Here is an 18795-nt window from a genome sequence, read left to right as displayed (position 1 = left end):
ACGCGTGACGGACCACTGCCGCGCCCTGTGACACGCCTGAGCACCCCCGCGTCACCGCATACCCACAGGTCAGGGCCACAAATGACGTACGCGACGTGGTGACGCAGAAATCCCCACCTCGGACAGACCCGCACATCGGCACGTCACCTCGCCCGCCCCGGATAGGAGATTCCGCACATGCCCCGCTCGCAGATGCTCAAGCTCCCCGAACTCCTCAACGAGATCAACATCAGCCGTACCGCCTTCTACCGCCTTCGTGCCAAGGGCCAGGCCCCACGTCTCGTCAAGCTCCCCAACGGCCAGCTCCGCTGCCGTCGCGTCGACCTCGACGCATGGCTCAGCGCCGGCGAGGAGCAGCAGGCCGCCTGACCACGTCCGCCACCACCCCGAGGGTCCCGCCGGTTCTCCGGCGGGACCCTCGCCTCTTGGAGAGACATGCACAGCTACGACGTGCGCCTACGGGCCGTACGGAAGCGGGCCAGCAAGGCATCCCCGTTCCAACTCCGTTGGCTCGTCGCCGGCCGGGAGTTCTCCGAGCGCTTCACCACGTCGACGCTCGCTGACGCCCGGCGCGCAGAACTCCTCACGGCGACCCGTCGCGGGGAACCATTCGATGTGGACACGGGCCTGCCTGTCTCGGAAGCACGCGCTCGCACCTCTCCGACAGTCTTCGAGGTCGCGTCCGACTATGCACTCATGAAGTGGCCCCGCCACGCCGCCAAGCACCGCGCGAGCATCGCGGAATCGCTCACGGTCGCCCTGCCGACCCTCGTGGACAGCAAGCGCGGTGCCCCGGCCCGTCCCGTCATGCGTCGGGCCCTCTACCAGTGGGCGTTCCGATTCACGCACGACGCGGCCGGCGAACTCGTCGCCCGCCACGAGGCGGAGGAGCCACCCGCCGACGTTGCCACAGCGCTCACCTGGATTGCTCAGCACTCCCTCAAAGTGGCGGACCTGAGCGACCCGACCCGACTCCGCCCTGCCCTCGACGCCGTAGGAAAGCGACTCGACGGAAAGCGCGCCGCCGTGAACACCGAACGCCGCAAGCGCATGGTCCTGAGCAACTTCATGCGGTACGTCGTACAGGAACGCGGCCTTCTCGACACCAACCCCATGGGGCGACTCGACATGGCGATGCCCGAGGTCGATGACGAAATCGACTTCCGCTATGTGCCGGGGCCCGGACTCGCCCGCCGGCTCCTCACCGCGGTGGGCCAGCAGGGTGCGCGGGGCGACTTCCTCAGCGGCTTTTTCGGGTGCCTGTACTACGCCGCCATGCGCCCCGCTGAGGCGGCAGCCCTGCGCGAGGACGATGTACGCCTGCCGCCGGACCAGCCTGACGCAGCCGAGGAATGGGGCGAACTCATCCTCGCGGAGAGCCGTCCGGAGGTGGGAAGTGGCTGGACCGACGACGGCACGCCCTACGAGGTGCGCGGACTCAAGCGGCGCGCGCGCCGGGCGACGCGGCCCGTACCGATCCCGCCCGTTCTCGTACGGATGCTGCGACGCCACCTGGCGACCTACGGCACCGCGCCGGACGGACGTCTCTTCCCCGCTGTCAACGGCGGTCGGTTGCGCTCCACCGAGTACACGGAAGTATGGGAGGCCGCCCGCAAAGCAGTTCTCACCCCGAGTGAGCTGAGGACCCCCCTCGCCGACGACCCGTACTGCAACCGCGCCGCCGGGGTGTCCCTGTGGATCGCCCAGGGCCTGGAGCCCGCCGAAGTCGCCCGTCGCGCCGGGCACAGCGTCGCCGTGCTCTACCGCTTCTACGCGAAGATCCTCAAGAAGGACCAGAGCGAGGCGAACCGGCGCATCGCCGCCGCTCTGGAAGCCGCCGAGTAGTTCATCGGGCTGGCCACAGGTTGGCCACACGAACTGATCGACAGCGGCACTCATGCGTTCAACCTGGGACACCCCCAACGCACCAGGGGCGCCCCGCAACGCGGGGCGCCCCTGATGACCAGCTAAAACGCTGAACTGGGCGGAGGCTGAGGGATTTGAACCCTCGGTGACGTCGCCGCCACGACGGTTTTCAAGACCGTTCCCTTAGGCCGCTCGGGCAAGCCTCCCGTGCCCCGCCGACCTGCTGCGAGGCGTCTACAGCCTAGCGGCTCTCCGGGTCCGGTCGCCGCCCTGGTCCGAAGGTCGGACCGGGGCGGCGGCGGGGTCAATCGCGGTGGTGGGGCACGGGGGTGGGGGCGGCGGGGTCAGCTGTCGCCCTTGCGCTCGCCCAGGGTGACCTGGACCTTGTTCTCCTTGCCGTCCCTGAGGAAGGTGACGACGACCTTGTCGCCGGGCCGGTGCGTCCAGATCTCGCTGATCAGCGTCGGGCCGCTGTCGATCACCGTGTCGTCCAGCTTGGTGATCACGTCGCCGGCGCGCAGGCCCGCCTTGTCGGCCGGGCCGCCCGGGGTGATCGGGTCGGTGGTGCCCTGGCCCTGCCGGGAGATGGTGGCGCCGGCGCCGGTGTCCTTCATGTTCACCGTGGCCTCGATGACCGGGTAGACCGGCTGCCCCGTCTTGATCAGTTGCTCGGCGACCTGCTTGGCCTGGTTGATCGGGATGGCGAAGCCGAGGCCGATGCTGCCGGACTGCTGGCCCTGGCCGCCGAAGCCGCCACCGCCGCCCGCCGGCTGGATCGCGGAGTTGACACCGATGACGGCGCCGGAGTCGTTGAGCAGCGGCCCGCCGGAGTTGCCCGGGTTTATCGACGCGTCGGTCTGCAGCGCGCTCATGTACGACGCCTTGCTGCCCCCGCCGTCGCTGGAGGAGACCGGCCGCTTCTTCGCGCTGACGATGCCGGTCGTCACGGTGCCCGAGAGCCCGAACGGCGCGCCGATGGCCACCGTGCCGTCGCCGACCTCGACCTTGTCGGAGTCGGCGAGCGGCAGCGGGGTCAGGCCGCCGGGCGCGTCCTTCAGCTTGAGCACGGCGATGTCGTACCCCTCGGCCCGGCCGACGACCTCGGCGCGGTACTTCTTGCCGTTGGAGAACGTGACCCGCAGTTCGCCGCTGTCCGCGGCGGACGCGACGACGTGGTTGTTGGTGAGCAGGTGACCCTGCTTGTCGTAGACGAAGCCGGTGCCGGTACCGCCCTCGCCGGAGGTGCTCTGCGCCTCGATGGTGACGACGCTCGGCAGCGTCTTGTCCGCGATGGCCGACACGGAGCCGGGGGCGCGGTCGGTGGACTTGGCTTCTCCGGTGGCGGAGATGGTGGTCGACTCGTTGTCCTTGTCCCGCTCGGCGGCCCAGAACCCGATGCCGCCGCCGATGCCGCCGGCGACCAACACCGCCGCCAGGACACCCGCGAGGATGCCGCCCCGCCCGCGCCGTGGCGGCACCGGGCCGGGCGCGCCGGCGCCCCAGGGCGCGTGCGGGTCGCCGGGCCCGCCACCCGGGCCGTACGGCTGGCCGCCGCCCGACCACCAACCGCCGCCCCCGGCACCACCCGCACCATCCGCACCGCCCGCACCGCCCGCGGGCGGGCCGCCCACCGTCCCGTGCGGCGTCGCGGCGTGCGGCGCCGGGTGGCCGGGGGTGGTGGCCGACCGCGCCGCGGGGGTCGGTTCCGCGAGGGGCGCCGGCGTACGCCCCGCGTCGGCGGGCGGGCCGGCCGGGCCGCCCTGGCGCGCGGGCGTGTCGACCGACGTGATCTCGGCCGTCGGGTGCGCCACGGGCGCGCCGGCCACCGTCTCCGCGTCGGGGGCCGACCGCGCGGGGTCCGCCCCGGCACCGGGCGCGGAACCAGCCACGTCCGGGGCGGTCGGCCGGGGCGTGGACTCCGCCGGCGCGCTGGTCGTGGGCGGGGCGAGGCCGTAGTCCGGGGCGGGGTGCTCGGCGCCGGGCGCGGCGGGCGGCGCTGGAGGCGCCGTGCGCGGCTCGGTCTCGGGCGGAACAGCAGCGCCTTCGTTTTCCGTGCTCACAGCTCACTCCTCAGATGCACGACGTTTCGGTCAGGTGGCGGGCGGCCATCGCGTACGAAGGTCTGCCACCAGCCTTTCCCACGGCCTGTCAGGCCGCCGTAAGGAGCGGCGGGCCCGCCCCGGAGGGCGGCGGACCACCGGCAACCTCACCCGGCGCCCCCATTTCGGCCTGGGTGCAACGGACGAAACGGACGAGCCTCCGCGGGGGCGGGTGCCACCGAGGCGGCGCGCGCCGGGCGGTGGCACCATAACGCGGTGACCTATGCGCGCCCGGCCAGGGACAGTCGCCCCGGCCCGCACAGCCCGTTCGTCGTCGCCCACCGCGGGGCCTCCGAAGCGGAACCCGAGCACACCCTGATCGCGTACGAGCGAGCCATCGAGGAGGGCGCGGACGCCCTGGAGTGCGACGTACGGCTGACCGCCGACGGGCACCTGGTGTGCGTGCACGACCGGCGGGTGAACCGGACGTCCAACGGGCGGGGGGCGGTCTCCAGCATGGAGCTGTCCGACCTGGCCGCCCTTGACTTCGGTTCTTGGAAGGGGAAGGCCGCCGACGCCGAGTTGCCGGACCGGGACGCCGCCTCCGTGCTGACCCTGGAGCGGCTGCTCGAACTCGTCGCCGACGCGGGGCGCCCGGTCAGCCTCGCCATCGAGACCAAGCACCCGACGCGCTGGGCCGGCCAGGTGGAGGACCGGCTGCTGACGCTGTTGCGCCGGTTCGGCCTGACGGGCGGCCCGAGCGCGCCGGACGAGCCCGCGCCGGTACGGATCATGAGCTTCTCGGCGCGCTCCCTGCACCGGGTGCGCGCGGCGGCCCCCGGCCTGCCCACCGTCTACCTCACGCAGTTCCTCTCGCCCCGCCTTCGGGACGGCCGGCTGCCGGCGGGCGTGAGCATCGCGGGTCCCAGCGTGCGCATCGTGCGCAACCACCCCGGGTTCGTCGCCCGCCTGCACCGCGCGGGGCACCGGGTGCACGTATGGACCGTGAACGAGCCGGCCGACGTCGACCTGTGCGTACGGCTGGGGGTCGAGGCCATCATCACCAACCGGCCGAAGCAGGTGCTGTCCCAACTCGGGCGTACATAACGCGCATGACACGGAGTGCACCGGCGCATTCGGTACGTATGCGATCACGACGAGTACGCCAGCCGATCGCAGTTGGCCGGTTTCCGATCCACTCCCTCCGGGCATCCACCCCTTGGCATGGGGCAAAGGAGGTCTCGGGGGTGGCGTTGGTGGTGGCACAGGAAGTGCCGACGTCGTCGACTATGTCCGTTCCCCATGGCCCTGCGGGCGTGGGTGAGGCGCGGCACCGGATGCGCGGGGAGCTTCGCTCCAGCGGGGTGCCGGAGTCGGTCATAGACGACGCAGTATTGATCCTTTCCGAATTGCTCAGCAACGCGTGTCGGTACGGCCGCCCGCTGGACGCCGACGACGGCGCGGCGAGCGAGTGCGACACCGCGGACGGCGGGGCCACGGGCGCGATGCGCGCGGCCTGGCGCGTGGAGGCGTGCGGCAGGCTCACGGTCGAGGCGACCGACGGCGGCGGCCCGACAAGACCACTTCCGGCCACGCCGTCGATCACGGCCCGCGGCGGCCGGGGCCTGCACATCATCACGGCGCTCGCCGAGGAGTGGGGCGTACGGGACGGGCACGGCGAAGTCACCGTATGGGCGGTCTTGTCCCCACATGACGCGCCCCCCGAGGCGCCCTCGCGCATCGTCCTCACCCCCGAACTGCGCTACGCGACGCCGCGCCCCGAGCCGTTGGGCGGGCGGGGCGGCGCCTTGGACGGCCTTGAAGAGTTGAACGAACTGGGCGAGCTGGACGGCACCGCCTGAGCGCACCCCGTCCTACTCCCACGCCCCGACGGCCCCAGCCCACGGCCCCGCGCCCCCGGCCTCACCGGCCCCGTCGCCCTCGTCAACCTCCGGGCGCCCCGGCCCAGCGTGCCGGCCGGGCCAGAGCCGGGAGCGATCCCGGGTCCCGCGCCGGTCTCCGGCGGGCCGCCCCGGCGACCGACTGCCGGATTCCGGCTCCGTGTCGGGTCGCGCGTCGCGCCGCCTGGCGCGCGCTCTGGCGGACCCGCGTACCGGAAGGGCTAGGCTCGCGACGCGTAGGAGCCGTACCGACCGGGAGACAGCCACGCCATGGCCAAGAAGCGCCGCCCCCAGCCGAAGACCACGCCCCAGGGCGCGGCCGATGCCTACCCCGTGGTCGGGGCACGCGAGCCCTGCCCGTGCGACTCGGGCCGGCGCTACAAGGCGTGCCACGGCCGGGCCGCCGCGCACGCGGTGACCGAACTGGTGCAGCGCCCGTTCGAGGGGCTGCCCGGCGAGGCGGACTGGGTCGCGCTGCGCGAGCTGGTGCCCGCCGCGACCGCGGAGCTGCACCTCAAGGGCGGGCTGCCGGACGGCGTTCCGTCGGTCACCCTCGCCACGGTGCTGCCCATGGCCTGGCCCGCGCTGCGCCGCGACGACGGCGCCGTGCTGCTCGGCCTCCAGAACGACACCACGTCGGGCGACCTGAGCCGCGACCTGGCGAGCACGTTGCGCCGCGCGCTGACCGCCGAGCCGGGCACGCCCGTCGCGGCCGGCGACGAGCGGGGCGCCGGCTGGGCGCCGGGCGACGGGCCGCGGCTCCAGGACCTGCTGGACCTCGACCGCCCCTTCGAGCCGGTGGTGCACCAGGGGTTCGAGTTCTGGATCGAGGACGCGGAGAACGCGAGCGCCGAGGTCAGCGCGTCCCTGGAGCGGGCGAACGAGGCCGCGATCCCGACGGTCCGGCTGACCGGCGTCGAGTCGGCGTACTGGTGCGAGACGCCGGACAAGAACCACCTGCGCTGGGTGATGACCCACCCGGAGGAGAAGCTCCTCGACGCGCTCGCCCGGCTGCACGCGGCCGGCGTGTCCTCGCTCGGTGAGGGCACGCGGCTGGTCGGCTCGTTCCGCGCGCACGGCCTGACCGTGCCGGTGTGGGACCTGCCGACCGCGATGCGCGCGGACGACACGGAGAAGCCCGCCACGGAGTTCGCGGAGCGGCTCGCCGGCGCGCTCGCTACCGAGGAGCCGCTGACGCCCGACGAGCGCCGCGCGCGCAGCGGGCTCACCAACCGTCAGGTCACCCTGAGCTGACGCCCACGGGCCCACCCGGGCCCGTCCGGACTCGCCCGCGCGCACCTCTTCCCCCGGGGCGCCCCGCACCGCTCGCTCACCGCGACCGGGCAGGGCGCCCCGTGGCGTTTCCCGGCCCGAGACGGGAGCGGGAGCCACGGGACGCGTCACGCCCCGGGGCGCGGCCGGGCGGGAACGCGGGGCGCGGGACCGCCGGCGCGAGAAACCCGGTGCGGGGTGGAGCGCGGCCAACGGGAAAAGGGCCGCCACGGGCGGAAGGCCAGGGGGTGCGCGGTGCCGGAGTAGCGCAGTGCCGGAGTACGGGAGACCGGAACGGTGAGCGGGGCGGGCGCGAGGGAGGGGGATGCCGTTTTCGGAATATCGTATTCCGCATACGCCCTGTTCGGCGGCGTCGTTTCCCCACCAATGGCACGTCCGCTCGACTGCCCGTTTGCCCGATTGTTTGCACGGCGCGTACGCGGATGCCGTTCGCGGGGCGTCCGGTGATCGAATCCGATCCCGGTGGATGAGCCCCGCCGAATGGGCCCGTACGCGACGGCAACGCGCCGCGACTTCCCCGGCTTCCGTTCTTCCTCACACGCCACGGCCGAGCGGGGGATATCGCAGCGTCTTTGCGGAACGCGTTGTTCGTACGGTACGGACAAATCTTTCGTTCGGTCCGCACAATGCGCGCCCGATCCGCACGTGACGGCGGCCGACACCGCGCGCGGAGTGACCATCGTCGCGCCCGGTGTCGCCTCGGACGCGAATGTCGAACAGGGGCGACGGCCACGGCGCCGGCACCGCCGCCGCGCGCCCGCGCGGCGGGGGCGGCCCCCGCGCCACCCGCACCCCGCGCTGCCCTGCCGGGCTTGGGTCGCTCACACCCGCACGACCAGCGCGAAGTCCCGTTGGGGCGGGGCGCGGCGAGGCCCTGGGCGGCCGTGCCCGGACGGAGGGGAGGGTGGCCCCGGGGTCCGCGCGGGGCTCGTGGTGGGCGCGGTCCGGGTGGCGGCTCCGGCGGCCGGGCGGGACGCCGCGCCATAAGGAGTTCCCGACCGATTCCCGGGAGTTTGTGGCCGCCGGAAGGGTTTAGGAGTCCGGCGGTTTCCTTGAGGTGCGGGTTCGGCATGGTGCGCCGTTCCGGGGCGTGGTAGGCGCGGCGGGCGGTCGAGCGTGGTGTCCGCGTACGGCTGCGGGGCACCGCTGTTGCGTACGCGACATGAGTGAGCCGCGATTGCGTCGGGATAGCGGAGTTAGGCCAGTCGGCGGCCGGCGAGGGGGGCGGCGATCACGGCGTGTCCCCCACGGACACCGCACAGATGATCTCCAGACGATCCAGATGCGTGACCCTGGTCACAACTCCCGGTATTAGCCAGGAAATACGCGTCTTGAAATCCGCGATCGAATTTGCGAACTGCCGATCTCTTGTTACCGTTCTAGGAGCCCGGTCGCTGGTGCATCCCCCGTCGCCAGCGACCGGGCGCTTCCATGCCCGGCCCACGTCGCCGGCAGCCAGGGGAAACCACGTCCTCGGCCCGTTCATTCCGCCCCGCGCGCCACCGAGTTGCCGCGCCGAGGGCCTCGCGCCCCGCCGGCCCGGCGCCCGCACCGCTCGAAGCGCCCGCTCGGAGCGCCACCCGCCGCACGGCCCCCTTCGCGCACCGCGCCCCACGCTCCTCGCCCGGCCCGGTTTCTGGCTCGGCGTCAGCCGCCCCCGCCGACCCGCGCCACGGCCTGGCCAGGGCCGCGCCGCGATCAGCAGCCGGCCCGCGCGCTCCCAGCTCGGGGCCGTGCGCGCCGCCCAGCGCCGCCTCGCGCCCGACCGCGGCCCCGGCCGGCCCGCCCGAGCGGCGACGGGCGCGTACCGCCGCCCCACGCCGCCTGGCGGGCCCCGTCGCGTCCCTCCCGGCCCGCGCGCCGCCGCCCCAGGCCACGCGGACGCGGCGGCTCCGCGCGGCGCGTCCGGACCGCCGGGCGGCGGCAGCGCCCGGACGGGCCCTCGCCACGCCGGCCGCCCAGCACCCGGTGGCCGGCCGCTCACCGCCCCGGCCTCGGCGCCGTCAGGCCCACGTCACACCGGTCCCTCACGTCGCATCACACACCGACAGCTCACTACCTCCCCTGACGCACCAACCGGCATCCGACGCACCATCCGACACCGGGGCGCCGGGGCCCGCCGGCCGCCCGGTCCGAGCGTCGCTCCAGGGACGCCCTACCAGGTCACCACCCGTACGCTGGCCAACTGCCACCGGTTGCCGGGCCGGCTCCGACCCGCCGTTCCCGGCGCCGCCACAGCCGTCTTCGGCCGCCCCACCGCGCCCCTCGCCACCACGTTCGCCAGCACGCGCGCCCCGCCGCGCGTTGGCCCGTCGCCGCCCCGGGCCTGGCCGCCGCGCACCGGGACGCCGCCCGTGCGGGACGGCTCAGGGGCGGGTCGCCGGGGTCGGTCGTACCGGGGCTCGACGCGGCGGTACGCGGCGCGTCACCCGGCTCGGGGCGACGGAGGCGCAACATCACTTCTGTCACATAGGCCACTGGCGTCACATTTGAGCTGGACTTGAGGGGCGAGATCAAGCCAGTACCGAGGAGTTGTATCCGCGCGTCGGCGACCTCAGCGTGGCGCGATCACGCTTGCACTCTGCGTAACCACATCCCCCGCGCGGCCCCGCGCGCGACGGGGCGGCGAGCGGCGCGGGGCGGGGGTAATTGGAGGTTTCCGCGCTTTCGCCGCCGCCCACGGGGTGGCCCACGGTGGCGCCGCGCCGGGCGTGCGGCGGGGCCGTTCGGTGTACCGGGCATTGAAGAGTGGAAGACGGCGGGCGACGAGCGAGGTGGCGCGCGCGGCGCCGGTAGGCCCGCCCGTACGACCCGCCACGGCCCATGGCCACGCGCCGGCCCGTACAGCGGACCAGCCCCGCGCTCCCCCGTCGCACGGCGGCCGTACGGTCCGCGCGAGCGCGCGTCGTACGCCCCGCGCGGGCGCCCGTCGCGCCGAGGTCTCGCCGGGCGTCGGCCGGTGCGCCTCGGCGGGGTCGGTCGGCCCGAGAGAAGAGGGCCGGAAGCGCCGGCCCCTGGGCGCGTGCCGCCACGGCACCGGAAACGCCACCGGCCCGCGCGGAGGCGGGCCAGCGGGGTTGGCAGGTGCGCCGCCGCCCGGGTGGAGACGGGGCGGCGGGGTGCTCAGTAGGCGAGTTCGCTGCTGCTGCCGCCCGGGGCGTTGGCGCTGGCCTCGACCAGCGCGTCGGCTACGGCGCCGACCTGCGGCAGCCACGGGCGCAGGACGCCGCGGGCGGCCGGCCGGGGGGCGCGCTCCCAGCGCACCTGGCCCGCGCCGGTCTGCGACGGCGGCAGGGCCACGTACCCGCCCTCGCCGTGGAAGCGCAGCGAGCTGGGCACCCAGTCCTGCCGGTGCAGCAGTTCGCCGAGTTCCTCCAGCGAGTACGGGGCGACCAGCAGCGACCAGCGGGTGGGCGTGGCGATCACCGGGCCGATGGCGATGCCGGCCAGGTCGAGGGCGGCGACCGCGCGGGCGCCGGCGACGGCGGGCAGGCTCACCGCGCTCGGGGCGCGGTTGCCGGTGGCGAGGATGATCGGCGCGGTGGGCCGGTTGGTCCACCACCACTGCACCATCCGGGCGTCGGTGGTGGCGGCGAGCAGGCCGGGGTCGAAGGGGTGCGCGCCGGGCACCACGCAGTCAGGGTGTGGGCACCCGCACTCTCCGGGCCTGCCACCTGGCGGGATGCCGACTCCGGGCAGGATGGGCCAGTGCCATTCGGTGGCACAGGTGAGCGCCGCGCCGAGCAGCGCCGTCCTCCTGCCCCGCCGCATCGAGAACTTGCGTCGCCTTCCGGGGATCTCGCGCATGAGCGCTCGTTCCTTTCCGTGAACGCCGAGGGCTGCGGACTGCCGTACGCGGCAGCGGACGATGGATCTCCACGGCTTCCGCCTGGTCGGGACGGCGCCGTGGCACTGCGGTGGCACTGCTCACACGGTGGCACTACTGACACTGCTGGCACTTCAGGCGCTGCGGACGCTACGGCCTTTTCGCAACATCCCTGCATTTCGTTTGCGCAGTGCGGCGCTGGATCAACGCCGTCGATCACATTGCGTGAAACTCATGTCACCGCACGGGCCGGGGGTGTGCCTCTCCCCGGCCGTGCTCCACGAGGAGCCCCTTGCGGTCGAACCTGGACCATGGCGAGGGGTGGCGTGCGCGGCGCGCCTGCCGACTGGTGCTCAGTGTGCGTCCCCCGCCACTGCTGAGGGTGGGCTCGACCGTCATCGATGAAGACGCTCGGACCCGCGATGGGGTTCCGGGTCGACCCAACTGCCCCCGCCCTTCAACAAGTGCATACCCCCCGAGGTGGGTATGACGCGCTGCCGGATGACGACAGTCGACCCCAAATCGATTGCTCGAAGGGCATTTTCCAGACAACTTCGATTCACCACAGACACCAACAACCCCACCGCCCCAGTGCTAGACATCGCCTTACGGGTGCGTGTACATGTGGAGCATTCGTAGCGACGCAACATGACATGGGGGTTTGCGATGCTATTGAGACGAATGCCCCTGCTTTCCGATCCCATGCCGCGGGCCGATAAAGCGCTAAAGATCGGAACGAATACGGGCATACTGCTCGATGAGCCCCGCCGCGTCGGCGGCCAGCCCCTATCCAGCGCCGGGAGCGGTCAACCATGAGTGCGCACCGCCTTCCGAAAGTGGCTGGAATCGATTCTGCTGTGTCCGGCCCCTCCCAGAATCCCGCGCCCACCCCAGCCGCTCCCTCGCCCCCCGCCGACGCCGCTCCATCGGCGCACCAGTCGGCCTCCGCGCCCCCTACGGGCCCCACCGGCGCGCCGTCCGCCGGCGGCACCCCGTACACCGCCGTGCAGGACCGGCTCGCCGGCTGGGTCTCGGACCTCACCACGCTGCACGAGCTGACCGAGCGGCTGGCCCACGCGACCACGCTGGACGACGCGCTGCGCGAGTTGCTGCGCGCCGGCGCCGCCCTCGTCGGCGCGCAGCGCGGCATGGCCGCGCTCGAACCCACCGACGGGCTCGGCCCCGAGCTGACCATCGGCCTCGGGCTCGGCCGGGCCGAACTCGGCCACATCGAGACCATCCCGCGCGCCTCCGGCTCCGTCGGCCGGCTGCTCGACGGGCTGCCCGCGCCCGCCGTGCGGCCACCGTACGGCGGCGAGCGCCCGGGGCCCGCGCCGACCGATCAGCCGACCCCGGACGGCACCGCCCCACCCCACGACGCCTGGCCCAGCGAGGTCGCCCACCCCGACATCGCCAGCGAGGACGACCTCGACCCGCACCACCGCGAGGTGGCCGCCCGGCTCGGCTACGCCGCCAGCTACGCGCTGCCGTTGGAGCCGCGCGCCCAGCCGCTGGCGCCCCCGCACGACGCGGCGGGCCACGGCCCGGAGAGCGCCACCCCGCCCGGCGCGGACGGGCCCGCCGGGCGAGCCCCCGTCACCCCGGTGAACCCCGCGCTCGTGGTTGAGCCGGCGCCACCGCGTGGCCGGATCGGTGCCGTGGTGTGGCTGTACGACGAGCCCACCGAGCCGACCGCGCGCCAGCGTCACCTCGTCGGCCTCTACTGCCGGTACGCCGCCGAGCACATCGGCCGCCACATCGAACTGCACCGGGACCGCCGCACCGTCGCGACGCTGCGCGAGGAGCTGCTGCCGAGCCGGCTGCCCCGGGTACCGGGCGTGCGGCTCGCGGCCCGGCACCACACCGGCCCGTTCGGCGGCGGCGACTGGTACGACGCGCTCCCGCTGCCCGAGGGCGCGCTCGGGCTCAGCATCGGCGGCGTCACCGGCAGCGGGCCGAGCGCGGTCGCGGCGATGGGCCGGCTACGGGCCTCGCTGCGCGCGTACGCGGTCCTTGAGGGCGAGGACCCGGTGGCCGTCCTGTCCGACCTCGAACTCCTGCTCCGGCTGACCGAACCCGCCCGCGCCGCGACCGCCCTGTTCGCCTACTGCGAGCCGGCCCACCGCTCGGTGGTCCTCGCCGGCGCCGGGCACTGCCCGCCGCTGCTCATCGGCGACGAGCACACCGCGTACGTGGAGACCTCGCTGTCCGCGCCGCTGGGCATGCTCGCCTGCTGGGAGGCGCCGAGCGTGGGGATAGAGCCGGGCCCCGGCGAGACGCTGCTGCTCTACAGCGACGGGCTGCTGCGCCGCACCGGCGCGCCGATGGACCAGGCGTTCGCCCGGCTGCACGCGGCGGCGGCGAGCGTGCCCCGGGCCGGTCGCCGCGACCCGGACGCGGTGGTCGACCACGTGCTGCGGGCGGTGCTGCCCGACGGCCCGGACGCCGGGCGCGGCCCGCTGGAGGCCGCCGACGCCGCCGCCGACACCGAGGACATCGTGTTGCTGGCCGCCTGCTTCGACTAGCGACCGCCCCGCCCCGCGTGCCCCGGACCCGGCGGCGAGCCGGGCCCGGGCCCGGCGGCGGGCCCGGCGTGACAGGCGTCACGCGCCGCGCGGCCGTGCCGTCGCGCAGCCGTGGGCCGGCCGCCTGCGCCGCCCGCTGCCGGCGCCGGCCCCACGAAGCCGCCGGGCCGGCGCGGCCGGGAGCGGGCCCGGGGAACCCCGGGGCGGGCCGGCGGGCGCTCCTCCCAGGTGGAGCTTTCGGGCCCCTCCGTACCGATGCGTCCGGCCCCTGCGGGGGACGCGCCGCTCACCCATACGATGGGTAAGGTCCCCAGGCCCGAGGCCAGGGGCGGTCCAGTTCGAGGAGGAGACGTGACCGAGGAGCCCACTCCGGAGACCCTGGAGAGCGACAAGCCGATCAAGCAGCGTAAGAACGCGCTCTACCTGGGCGTGTCCGATGAGCTGGCCGAGAACATGCAGAGCGGCTGGGCGGACACCGAGCTGCACGACCTGCGGCCGATCCCGCAGGCTGAGCACACCGCACGGCGCCGTGCCGCGCTCTCCGCCCGCTTCCCGGGCGAGCGGCTGGTGATCCCCGCGGGCAACCTCAAGACCCGCTCGAACGACACCGAGTACAGCTTCCGCGCCTCCAGCGAGTACGCGCACCTCACCGGCGACCAGACGCAGGACGGCGTCCTCGTCCTGGAGCCGACCGGCGCCACGGGCCACACGGCCACGCTCTACCTGCTGCCGCGCTCCAACCGCGCCAACGGCGAGTTCTGGCTCGACGGCCAGGGCGAGCTGTGGGTGGGCCGGCGCAACAGCCTCTCCGAGGGCGAGCAGCTCTACGGGCTGCCCTGCGCGGACGTGCGCGAGGTGGCCGGCGCGCTGGCCGAGGCGAGCGGCCCGGTGCGCATCGTGCGCGGGCACGACGCGGGCCTGGAGGCGGCGCTGACCGACAAGGTCACCGCCGAGCGCGACGAGGAGCTGAAGTCCTTCCTGAGCGAACTGCGGCTGGTCAAGGACGAGTTCGAGATCGCCGAGCTGCAGAAGGCCGTGGACTCCACGGTGCGCGGCTTCGAGGACGTCGTGCGCGTCCTCGACAAGGCCGAGGCCACCTCCGAGCGCTACATCGAGGGCACCTTCTTCCTCCGCGCCCGGGTCGAGGGCAACGACATCGGCTACGGCTCCATCTGCGCCGCCGGCCCGCACGCGACCACCCTGCACTGGGTGCGCAACGACGGCCCGGTCCGCCCCGGTGAGCTGCTGCTGCTCGACGCCGGCGTCGAGACGCACACCCTCTACACGGCCGACGTCACCCGCACGATGCCGATCAACGGCACGTTCAGCCCGCTCCAGCGCAAGATCTACGACGCGGTGTACGCGGCTCAGGAGGCGGGCATCGCGGCGGTCAAGCCGGGTGGGAAGTACCGCGACTTCCACGACGCCGCGCAGCGCGTCCTGGTCACCCACCTCGTCGAGTGGGGCCTGGTCGAGGGCCCGGTGGACCGGGTGCTCGAACTCGGTCTGCAGCGCCGCTGGACGCTGCACGGCACCGGCCACATGCTCGGCATCGACGTGCACGACTGCGCGGTCGCGCGGCGCGAGACGTACTCGGACGGGACCCTGGAGCCGGGCATGTGCCTGACCGTGGAGCCCGGCCTGTACTTCCAGGCCGACGACCTGACCGTGCCCGAGGAGTACCGCGGCATCGGCGTGCGGATCGAGGACGACATCCTCGTCACGGAGGACGGCAACCGGAACATGTCGGCCGCCCTGCCGCGCACCCCCGACGAGATCGAGCAGTGGATGGCCCGTCTGAAGGGCTGATTCCGCACCGTACGGCGGCCGGCGTCAGCCGGCTGAGCCCGGCCCGTGCGCGGGCCCGCCCGTACGCCGCCGCACACCGCACCACCCGCCACACCGGCACCCACGCGGCCCGGTGGCGAAGCGCCCGACGAGCTTCGCCGCCGGGCCGCGTCGCGTGCGCCCGCCCGCCCGCCTCGCCCGGCCCCCGAGGGCCGAGTCCGGGTGAGGCGCGCCCGGCCCGCGCTACCGTTCGCCCGCGTCGGCGGCGGGGTGGCGGAAGACGCCCGCGCGGGCGGCCTCGTAGGCCGCGGCGGCCGTGGTCTCGGCGAGGTCCTGGTCGATCGGGCCGCGCGAGATCAGCAGCCGGTAGTAGAACGGCGCCCCGAGCGCGGCGATCACCGCGTCGGTGTCGGTGTCCGCCGGCACCTCGCCGCGCTCGATGGCCCGCCGCACCAGCACGGCGGCATCGCGGCGGCGGTCCCGGAAGAAGTCGCGCAGCATCTCGGCGGCGTACGGCTGGCGCACCGCCGCCGCCACGACCGCCTCCATGACGCGGCGGTTGCGCGGCGCCGCGTAGAACGCGCCGATCCCGCTGGCCAGCCCGTGCAGGTCGGCGCGGAGCGAGCCGGTGTCCGGCAGCGCGATGTCGGCGCTCTTGTCGATCATCAGCTCGCAGATGATCCGCTCGACGCTGCCCCAGCGGCGGTAGACGGTCGCCAGGTGCACGCCGGAGCGCTGGGCGATCTTCTCCATGGTGAGTTCGCCGTAGCCACCCTCGCCGAGTTCGTCGAAGGTCGCGGTCAGGACGGCGGCCCGGGTACGCGCCGTCCGGCCTCCCGGGCGGACCGACCCGGGGGTGGGCTCCTCTTCGCTCATGCGCTCCCCAAGTTGCCCTGCACGATCACGGCCCATATTCTCCTAGCCAATCTAACGCGAACGCGCTCGCATTAGATTCGCGCAGCACGCCGCGTGGCAGGGGCCCCACAGGGGAGGACCTCTGCCATGCGGCAGGCTCGCCGCACCGCGCCACGGCGGCCCGTCGCACTGGCCGCCCCGGCGCGCCGCCCCGTACGGTACGGCCATGACCGGCACCCCCGCCCCCGTGCCCGGCCTGCCCACCCCCGTCCGTGACGTGAGCGTCCGGGTCCTGAAGAACATCGGTGGCTGCGGCCCGTACGCCTATGTCGTGGCGCACTTCGAACCGCCAGAGCCGCGCGACGGGCCACCGGCTCCGGACGGGTTGGAGCTGCTCAACGCGGTGCCCGAGCGGCGCCTGCCTCCGGAGTTCCCGCCGGCGCTGCGGTCGGGGCTGGTGGCGGGGCTCGACGGCGTGGCCGCGACCGTGCTGCTCACCGACGGCGGTTTCCACGAGGTGGACTCGTCCGAACCGGGCTTCCGGCTCGCGGGGCGCTGCGCCGGGCGGGCCGCGCTCATCGGCGCCGGCCTGCTGCCGCCGCACGAGGCGGCCTCGCTGCCCTGGACGACCTGGCCGGGCCGCCCCTGGCTGGGACCCAAGCGGCGCGCGGGCCGGGGAGTCGGGGAAACCGGCAGGCGCGGCGCCGGCGGCCCTTGAGCTCAACCGTGGTTCATGTTCCAGGATCTCCCCCACCGGCGGGCCGCGCGGACGCGGTCGCGCCACGAGCGAGGAGCCTGCCATGACCGATGCCTTCACCGTGCTCGTCACCGGCGCGACCGGCAACCAGGGCGGGGCCACCGCCCGCGCCCTGCTGGCCCGCGGCCGGACGGTCCGCGCCCTGGTCCGCGACCCGGACAAGCCCGCCGCGCTGGCCCTGCGGAAGCTGGGCGCGGAACTGGTCAGGGGCGACCTCAACGACGCCGGGTCGCTGCGCGCGGCCATGGCCGGCGTGGACGGCGTGTTCAGCGTGCAGCCGCTGGCGTACGAACCGGAGACGCTGGCCACCGAGGTCCGCCAGGGCAAGGCGGTGGCGGACGCCGCTCTGGACGCGGGCGTGGCGCACCTGGTCTACAGCTCGGTCGGCGGCGCTGAACGGCACACGGGCATCGGCCACTTCGAGACCAAGGCCGAGATCGAGCGGCACATCCTGGCCCTCGGCCTGCCCGCGACGATCCTGCGGCCGGTGTTCTTCATGGACAACCTCCTGCACTACGCCGACGCGCGGGGCGAGCGGGTGCTGGAGCTGCCGGTCAGGCCGGAGCGGCCGATGCAGATGATCGCCAGCGAGGACGTCGCCCGCTTCGTCGACGCGGCCTTCACCGACCCCGGCCGCTACCTGGGCCGACAGCTCGAAATCGCGGGCGACGAGCTGACGTTCACGGATGTGGCGCGGGTCTACGAGCGCGTCACCGGCACCCCGACGCGGCTGGTCCCCCTTCCCATCGAGGAGCGCATGTTCGCGTGGTTCGCCGAGGAGGGCTACCGGGCCGACATCCCGTCGCTGCGCGCACTCCGGCCGGAACTGCTGACGTTCGAGGAGTTCCTGCGCGCGCGGCTCGCGCCGGCGCGCGACTGACCCCCCGGACCGCGCGGCGGCCGGGCCCCGCCGCGCGGGCCGCCCCGGGTCGCGGCCAGCAGCGCGCCGGCGAGCAGCACGCCCGCGCCCACGCCCTGGAGCCGGCCGAAGGACTCGCCGAGGACGAGGGTGGCGCAGAGCGTGTTGATGACGGGAACGGTGAACATCATCAGCGAGGCGGTCGCCGGGCCGACGCGGCGCACGCCGCGGTAGTAGAGGAGGTTGGCCACCGCCGCCGCGCCCACGGCCAGGTACGCGAGGTTCAGCCAGGTGCTGACCGACAGCTCGGACCACGCGGTGGCGGGCAGGTCGGGCGCCGCGAGCACGCCGAGCAGGGCGGCGCCGGCACACATGGCGTACGTCGTGGCCCGCAGCGGCGCGATGCCGGCCATCGCGCGCGGCCCGGCCAGCGTGTACGCCGCCCAACACACCGCGCTGAGCAGGAACAACGCGTCGCCCCACAGCCGTTCGCCGCCCCCCGCCGCGCCGCCGCCGGCCCCCAGGAAGAAGATCACCGCGCCGACCAGGCCGAGCCCCAGCCCCAGCACGCGCCCCGCACTCGGCCGCTCCTCCCCGGTCACCAGCAGGAACGCGCTGGTCAGCACGGGGCTCAGGACGGGGATCAGGATGCCGGCGTCCAGCGCGGGAGCGAGCGAGAGTCCCCAGAAGAAGCACCCGTTGTACGCGAAGACCCCGAGCACCCCGGCGGCCATCGCCGGCCAGGCGCCGCGCACCGGGACCGGCGGCCCCCCGCGACCGAGGAACCGCAGGGCCACCAGCAGCGCGAGGGCGCCACCCCCGAACCGCAGGAAGGCGCCCACGGTGTGCGGGACGTCCGCCACCACCGCCTTGGAACTGGCGAAGGCCACGCCCCACAGCGCCATCGTCGTCAGCAACAACAGGTAGGGGTGGCCGGCGCGCCGCCCCGGGCCCGCGCCCGTACCCGTACCCGCGTCCGCCGCCCCGCCCGTGTCCGTGCTCGTGTCCGTGCTCGTATCCGTGCCCTTATCCATGGTGCTGACTGTGCCGAGCACGGGCACCGCACGCCTTGAACGCTGGTGCGCC

13 protein-coding genes and 1 tRNA gene are annotated in these 18795 nt (G+C 74.4%); 9 read left to right on the top strand and 5 right to left on the bottom strand.

What is annotated here, in order from left to right; all coding sequences use genetic code 11:
• Positions 1 to 177 precede the first annotated feature (177 nt).
• Both H7H31_RS16985 and H7H31_RS16980 read left to right on the top strand, forming a co-directional pair.
• Positions 178 to 369: a helix-turn-helix transcriptional regulator gene (locus tag H7H31_RS16985; RefSeq protein ID WP_187060271.1), complete on the top strand. Its 192-nt coding sequence runs from the start codon at positions 178 to 180 to the stop codon at positions 367 to 369.
• A 327-nt stretch (positions 370 to 696) separates the two neighbouring features.
• Positions 697 to 1845, top strand: a complete 1149-nt coding sequence (locus H7H31_RS16980) for a site-specific integrase (RefSeq protein ID WP_308284217.1) — start codon at positions 697 to 699, stop codon at positions 1843 to 1845.
• Positions 1846 to 1985: 140 nt separating this feature from the next.
• Here H7H31_RS16980 and H7H31_RS16975 read toward each other — a convergent pair.
• Positions 1986 to 2072, bottom strand: a tRNA-Ser gene (locus tag H7H31_RS16975).
• Between the two features lie 138 nt (positions 2073 to 2210).
• The gene (locus tag H7H31_RS16970; RefSeq protein ID WP_187062879.1) at positions 2211 to 3926 is read right to left on the bottom strand and encodes a S1C family serine protease; all 1716 of its coding nucleotides are present in this window, start codon (positions 3924 to 3926) and stop codon (positions 2211 to 2213) included.
• A 255-nt stretch (positions 3927 to 4181) separates the two neighbouring features.
• On the opposite strand from H7H31_RS16970, the gene H7H31_RS16965 reads away from it, so the two are divergent.
• The 3 genes from H7H31_RS16965 (at position 4182) to H7H31_RS16955 (ending at position 7060) form a co-directional block, all read left to right on the top strand.
• Positions 4182 to 5012, top strand: coding sequence for a glycerophosphodiester phosphodiesterase (locus H7H31_RS16965; protein ID WP_187062878.1), 831 nt, complete (start codon positions 4182 to 4184; stop codon positions 5010 to 5012).
• A gap of 38 nt (positions 5013 to 5050) precedes the next feature.
• Entirely contained in the window at positions 5051 to 5767 is a 717-nt protein-coding gene (locus H7H31_RS16960; RefSeq protein ID WP_187062881.1) for an ATP-binding protein, read from the top strand.
• 309 nt (positions 5768 to 6076) lie between these two features.
• Positions 6077 to 7060, top strand: coding sequence for a DUF5926 family protein (locus tag H7H31_RS16955; RefSeq protein WP_187062877.1), 984 nt, complete (start codon positions 6077 to 6079; stop codon positions 7058 to 7060).
• A 3162-nt stretch (positions 7061 to 10222) separates the two neighbouring features.
• Here the strand turns inward: H7H31_RS16955 and H7H31_RS16950 are convergent.
• Entirely contained in the window at positions 10223 to 10906 is a 684-nt protein-coding gene (locus H7H31_RS16950) for a bifunctional DNA primase/polymerase (protein WP_187062876.1), read from the bottom strand.
• A gap of 831 nt (positions 10907 to 11737) precedes the next feature.
• Between H7H31_RS16950 and H7H31_RS16945 the strand changes: the two genes are divergently transcribed.
• A complete protein-coding gene (locus H7H31_RS16945) occupies positions 11738 to 13450 on the top strand; it encodes a PP2C family protein-serine/threonine phosphatase (RefSeq protein WP_187062875.1) in 1713 nt (570 codons plus the stop codon).
• A 351-nt stretch (positions 13451 to 13801) separates the two neighbouring features.
• A complete protein-coding gene (locus tag H7H31_RS16940; RefSeq protein WP_232109909.1) occupies positions 13802 to 15259 on the top strand; it encodes an aminopeptidase P family protein in 1458 nt (485 codons plus the stop codon).
• A 222-nt stretch (positions 15260 to 15481) separates the two neighbouring features.
• Here H7H31_RS16940 and H7H31_RS16935 read toward each other — a convergent pair whose 3' ends face one another.
• A complete protein-coding gene (locus tag H7H31_RS16935) occupies positions 15482 to 16114 on the bottom strand; it encodes a TetR/AcrR family transcriptional regulator (protein ID WP_187062873.1) in 633 nt (210 codons plus the stop codon).
• A 205-nt stretch (positions 16115 to 16319) separates the two neighbouring features.
• On the opposite strand from H7H31_RS16935, the gene H7H31_RS16930 reads away from it, so the two are divergent.
• A complete protein-coding gene (locus H7H31_RS16930; RefSeq protein ID WP_187062872.1) occupies positions 16320 to 16811 on the top strand; it encodes a hypothetical protein in 492 nt (163 codons plus the stop codon).
• Positions 16812 to 16893: 82 nt separating this feature from the next.
• Positions 16894 to 17730, top strand: a complete 837-nt coding sequence (locus H7H31_RS16925) for an NmrA/HSCARG family protein (RefSeq protein WP_187062871.1) — start codon at positions 16894 to 16896, stop codon at positions 17728 to 17730.
• On the opposite strand, the gene H7H31_RS16920 is transcribed toward H7H31_RS16925, so the two are convergent.
• Positions 17634 to 18743: a DMT family transporter gene (locus H7H31_RS16920; protein WP_187062870.1), complete on the bottom strand. Its 1110-nt coding sequence runs from the start codon at positions 18741 to 18743 to the stop codon at positions 17634 to 17636. The two genes, H7H31_RS16925 and H7H31_RS16920, sit on opposite strands and share 97 nt — an antisense overlap.
• Between the last annotated feature and the right edge of the window lie 52 nt (positions 18744 to 18795).

This window comes from Streptomyces buecherae, from assembly GCF_014295035.1.
GTDB lineage: Bacteria > Actinomycetota > Actinomycetes > Streptomycetales > Streptomycetaceae > Streptomyces > Streptomyces youssoufiensis.
This window is presented reverse-complemented; position numbering and strand designations above follow the sequence as displayed.

Bases quoted from the DNA above. Each gene is read 5' to 3' on its own strand.
- H7H31_RS16935 (WP_187062873.1), bottom strand. From the start codon at position 16,114: ATGAGCGAAGAGGAGCCCACCCCCGGGTCGGTCCGCCCGGGAGGCCGG.
- H7H31_RS16920 (WP_187062870.1), bottom strand. From the start codon at position 18,743: ATGGATAAGGGCACGGATACGAGCACGGACACGAGCACGGACACGGGC.
- H7H31_RS16955 (WP_187062877.1), top strand. From the start codon at position 6,077: ATGGCCAAGAAGCGCCGCCCCCAGCCGAAGACCACGCCCCAGGGCGCG.
- H7H31_RS16925 (WP_187062871.1), top strand. From the start codon at position 16,894: ATGACCGATGCCTTCACCGTGCTCGTCACCGGCGCGACCGGCAACCAG.
- H7H31_RS16950 (WP_187062876.1), bottom strand. From the start codon at position 10,906: ATGCGCGAGATCCCCGGAAGGCGACGCAAGTTCTCGATGCGGCGGGGC.
- H7H31_RS16980 (WP_308284217.1), top strand. From the start codon at position 697: ATGAAGTGGCCCCGCCACGCCGCCAAGCACCGCGCGAGCATCGCGGAA.
- H7H31_RS16960 (WP_187062881.1), top strand. From the start codon at position 5,051: ATGCGATCACGACGAGTACGCCAGCCGATCGCAGTTGGCCGGTTTCCG.
- H7H31_RS16945 (WP_187062875.1), top strand. From the start codon at position 11,738: ATGAGTGCGCACCGCCTTCCGAAAGTGGCTGGAATCGATTCTGCTGTG.
- H7H31_RS16930 (WP_187062872.1), top strand. From the start codon at position 16,320: ATGACCGGCACCCCCGCCCCCGTGCCCGGCCTGCCCACCCCCGTCCGT.
- H7H31_RS16985 (WP_187060271.1), top strand. From the start codon at position 178: ATGCCCCGCTCGCAGATGCTCAAGCTCCCCGAACTCCTCAACGAGATC.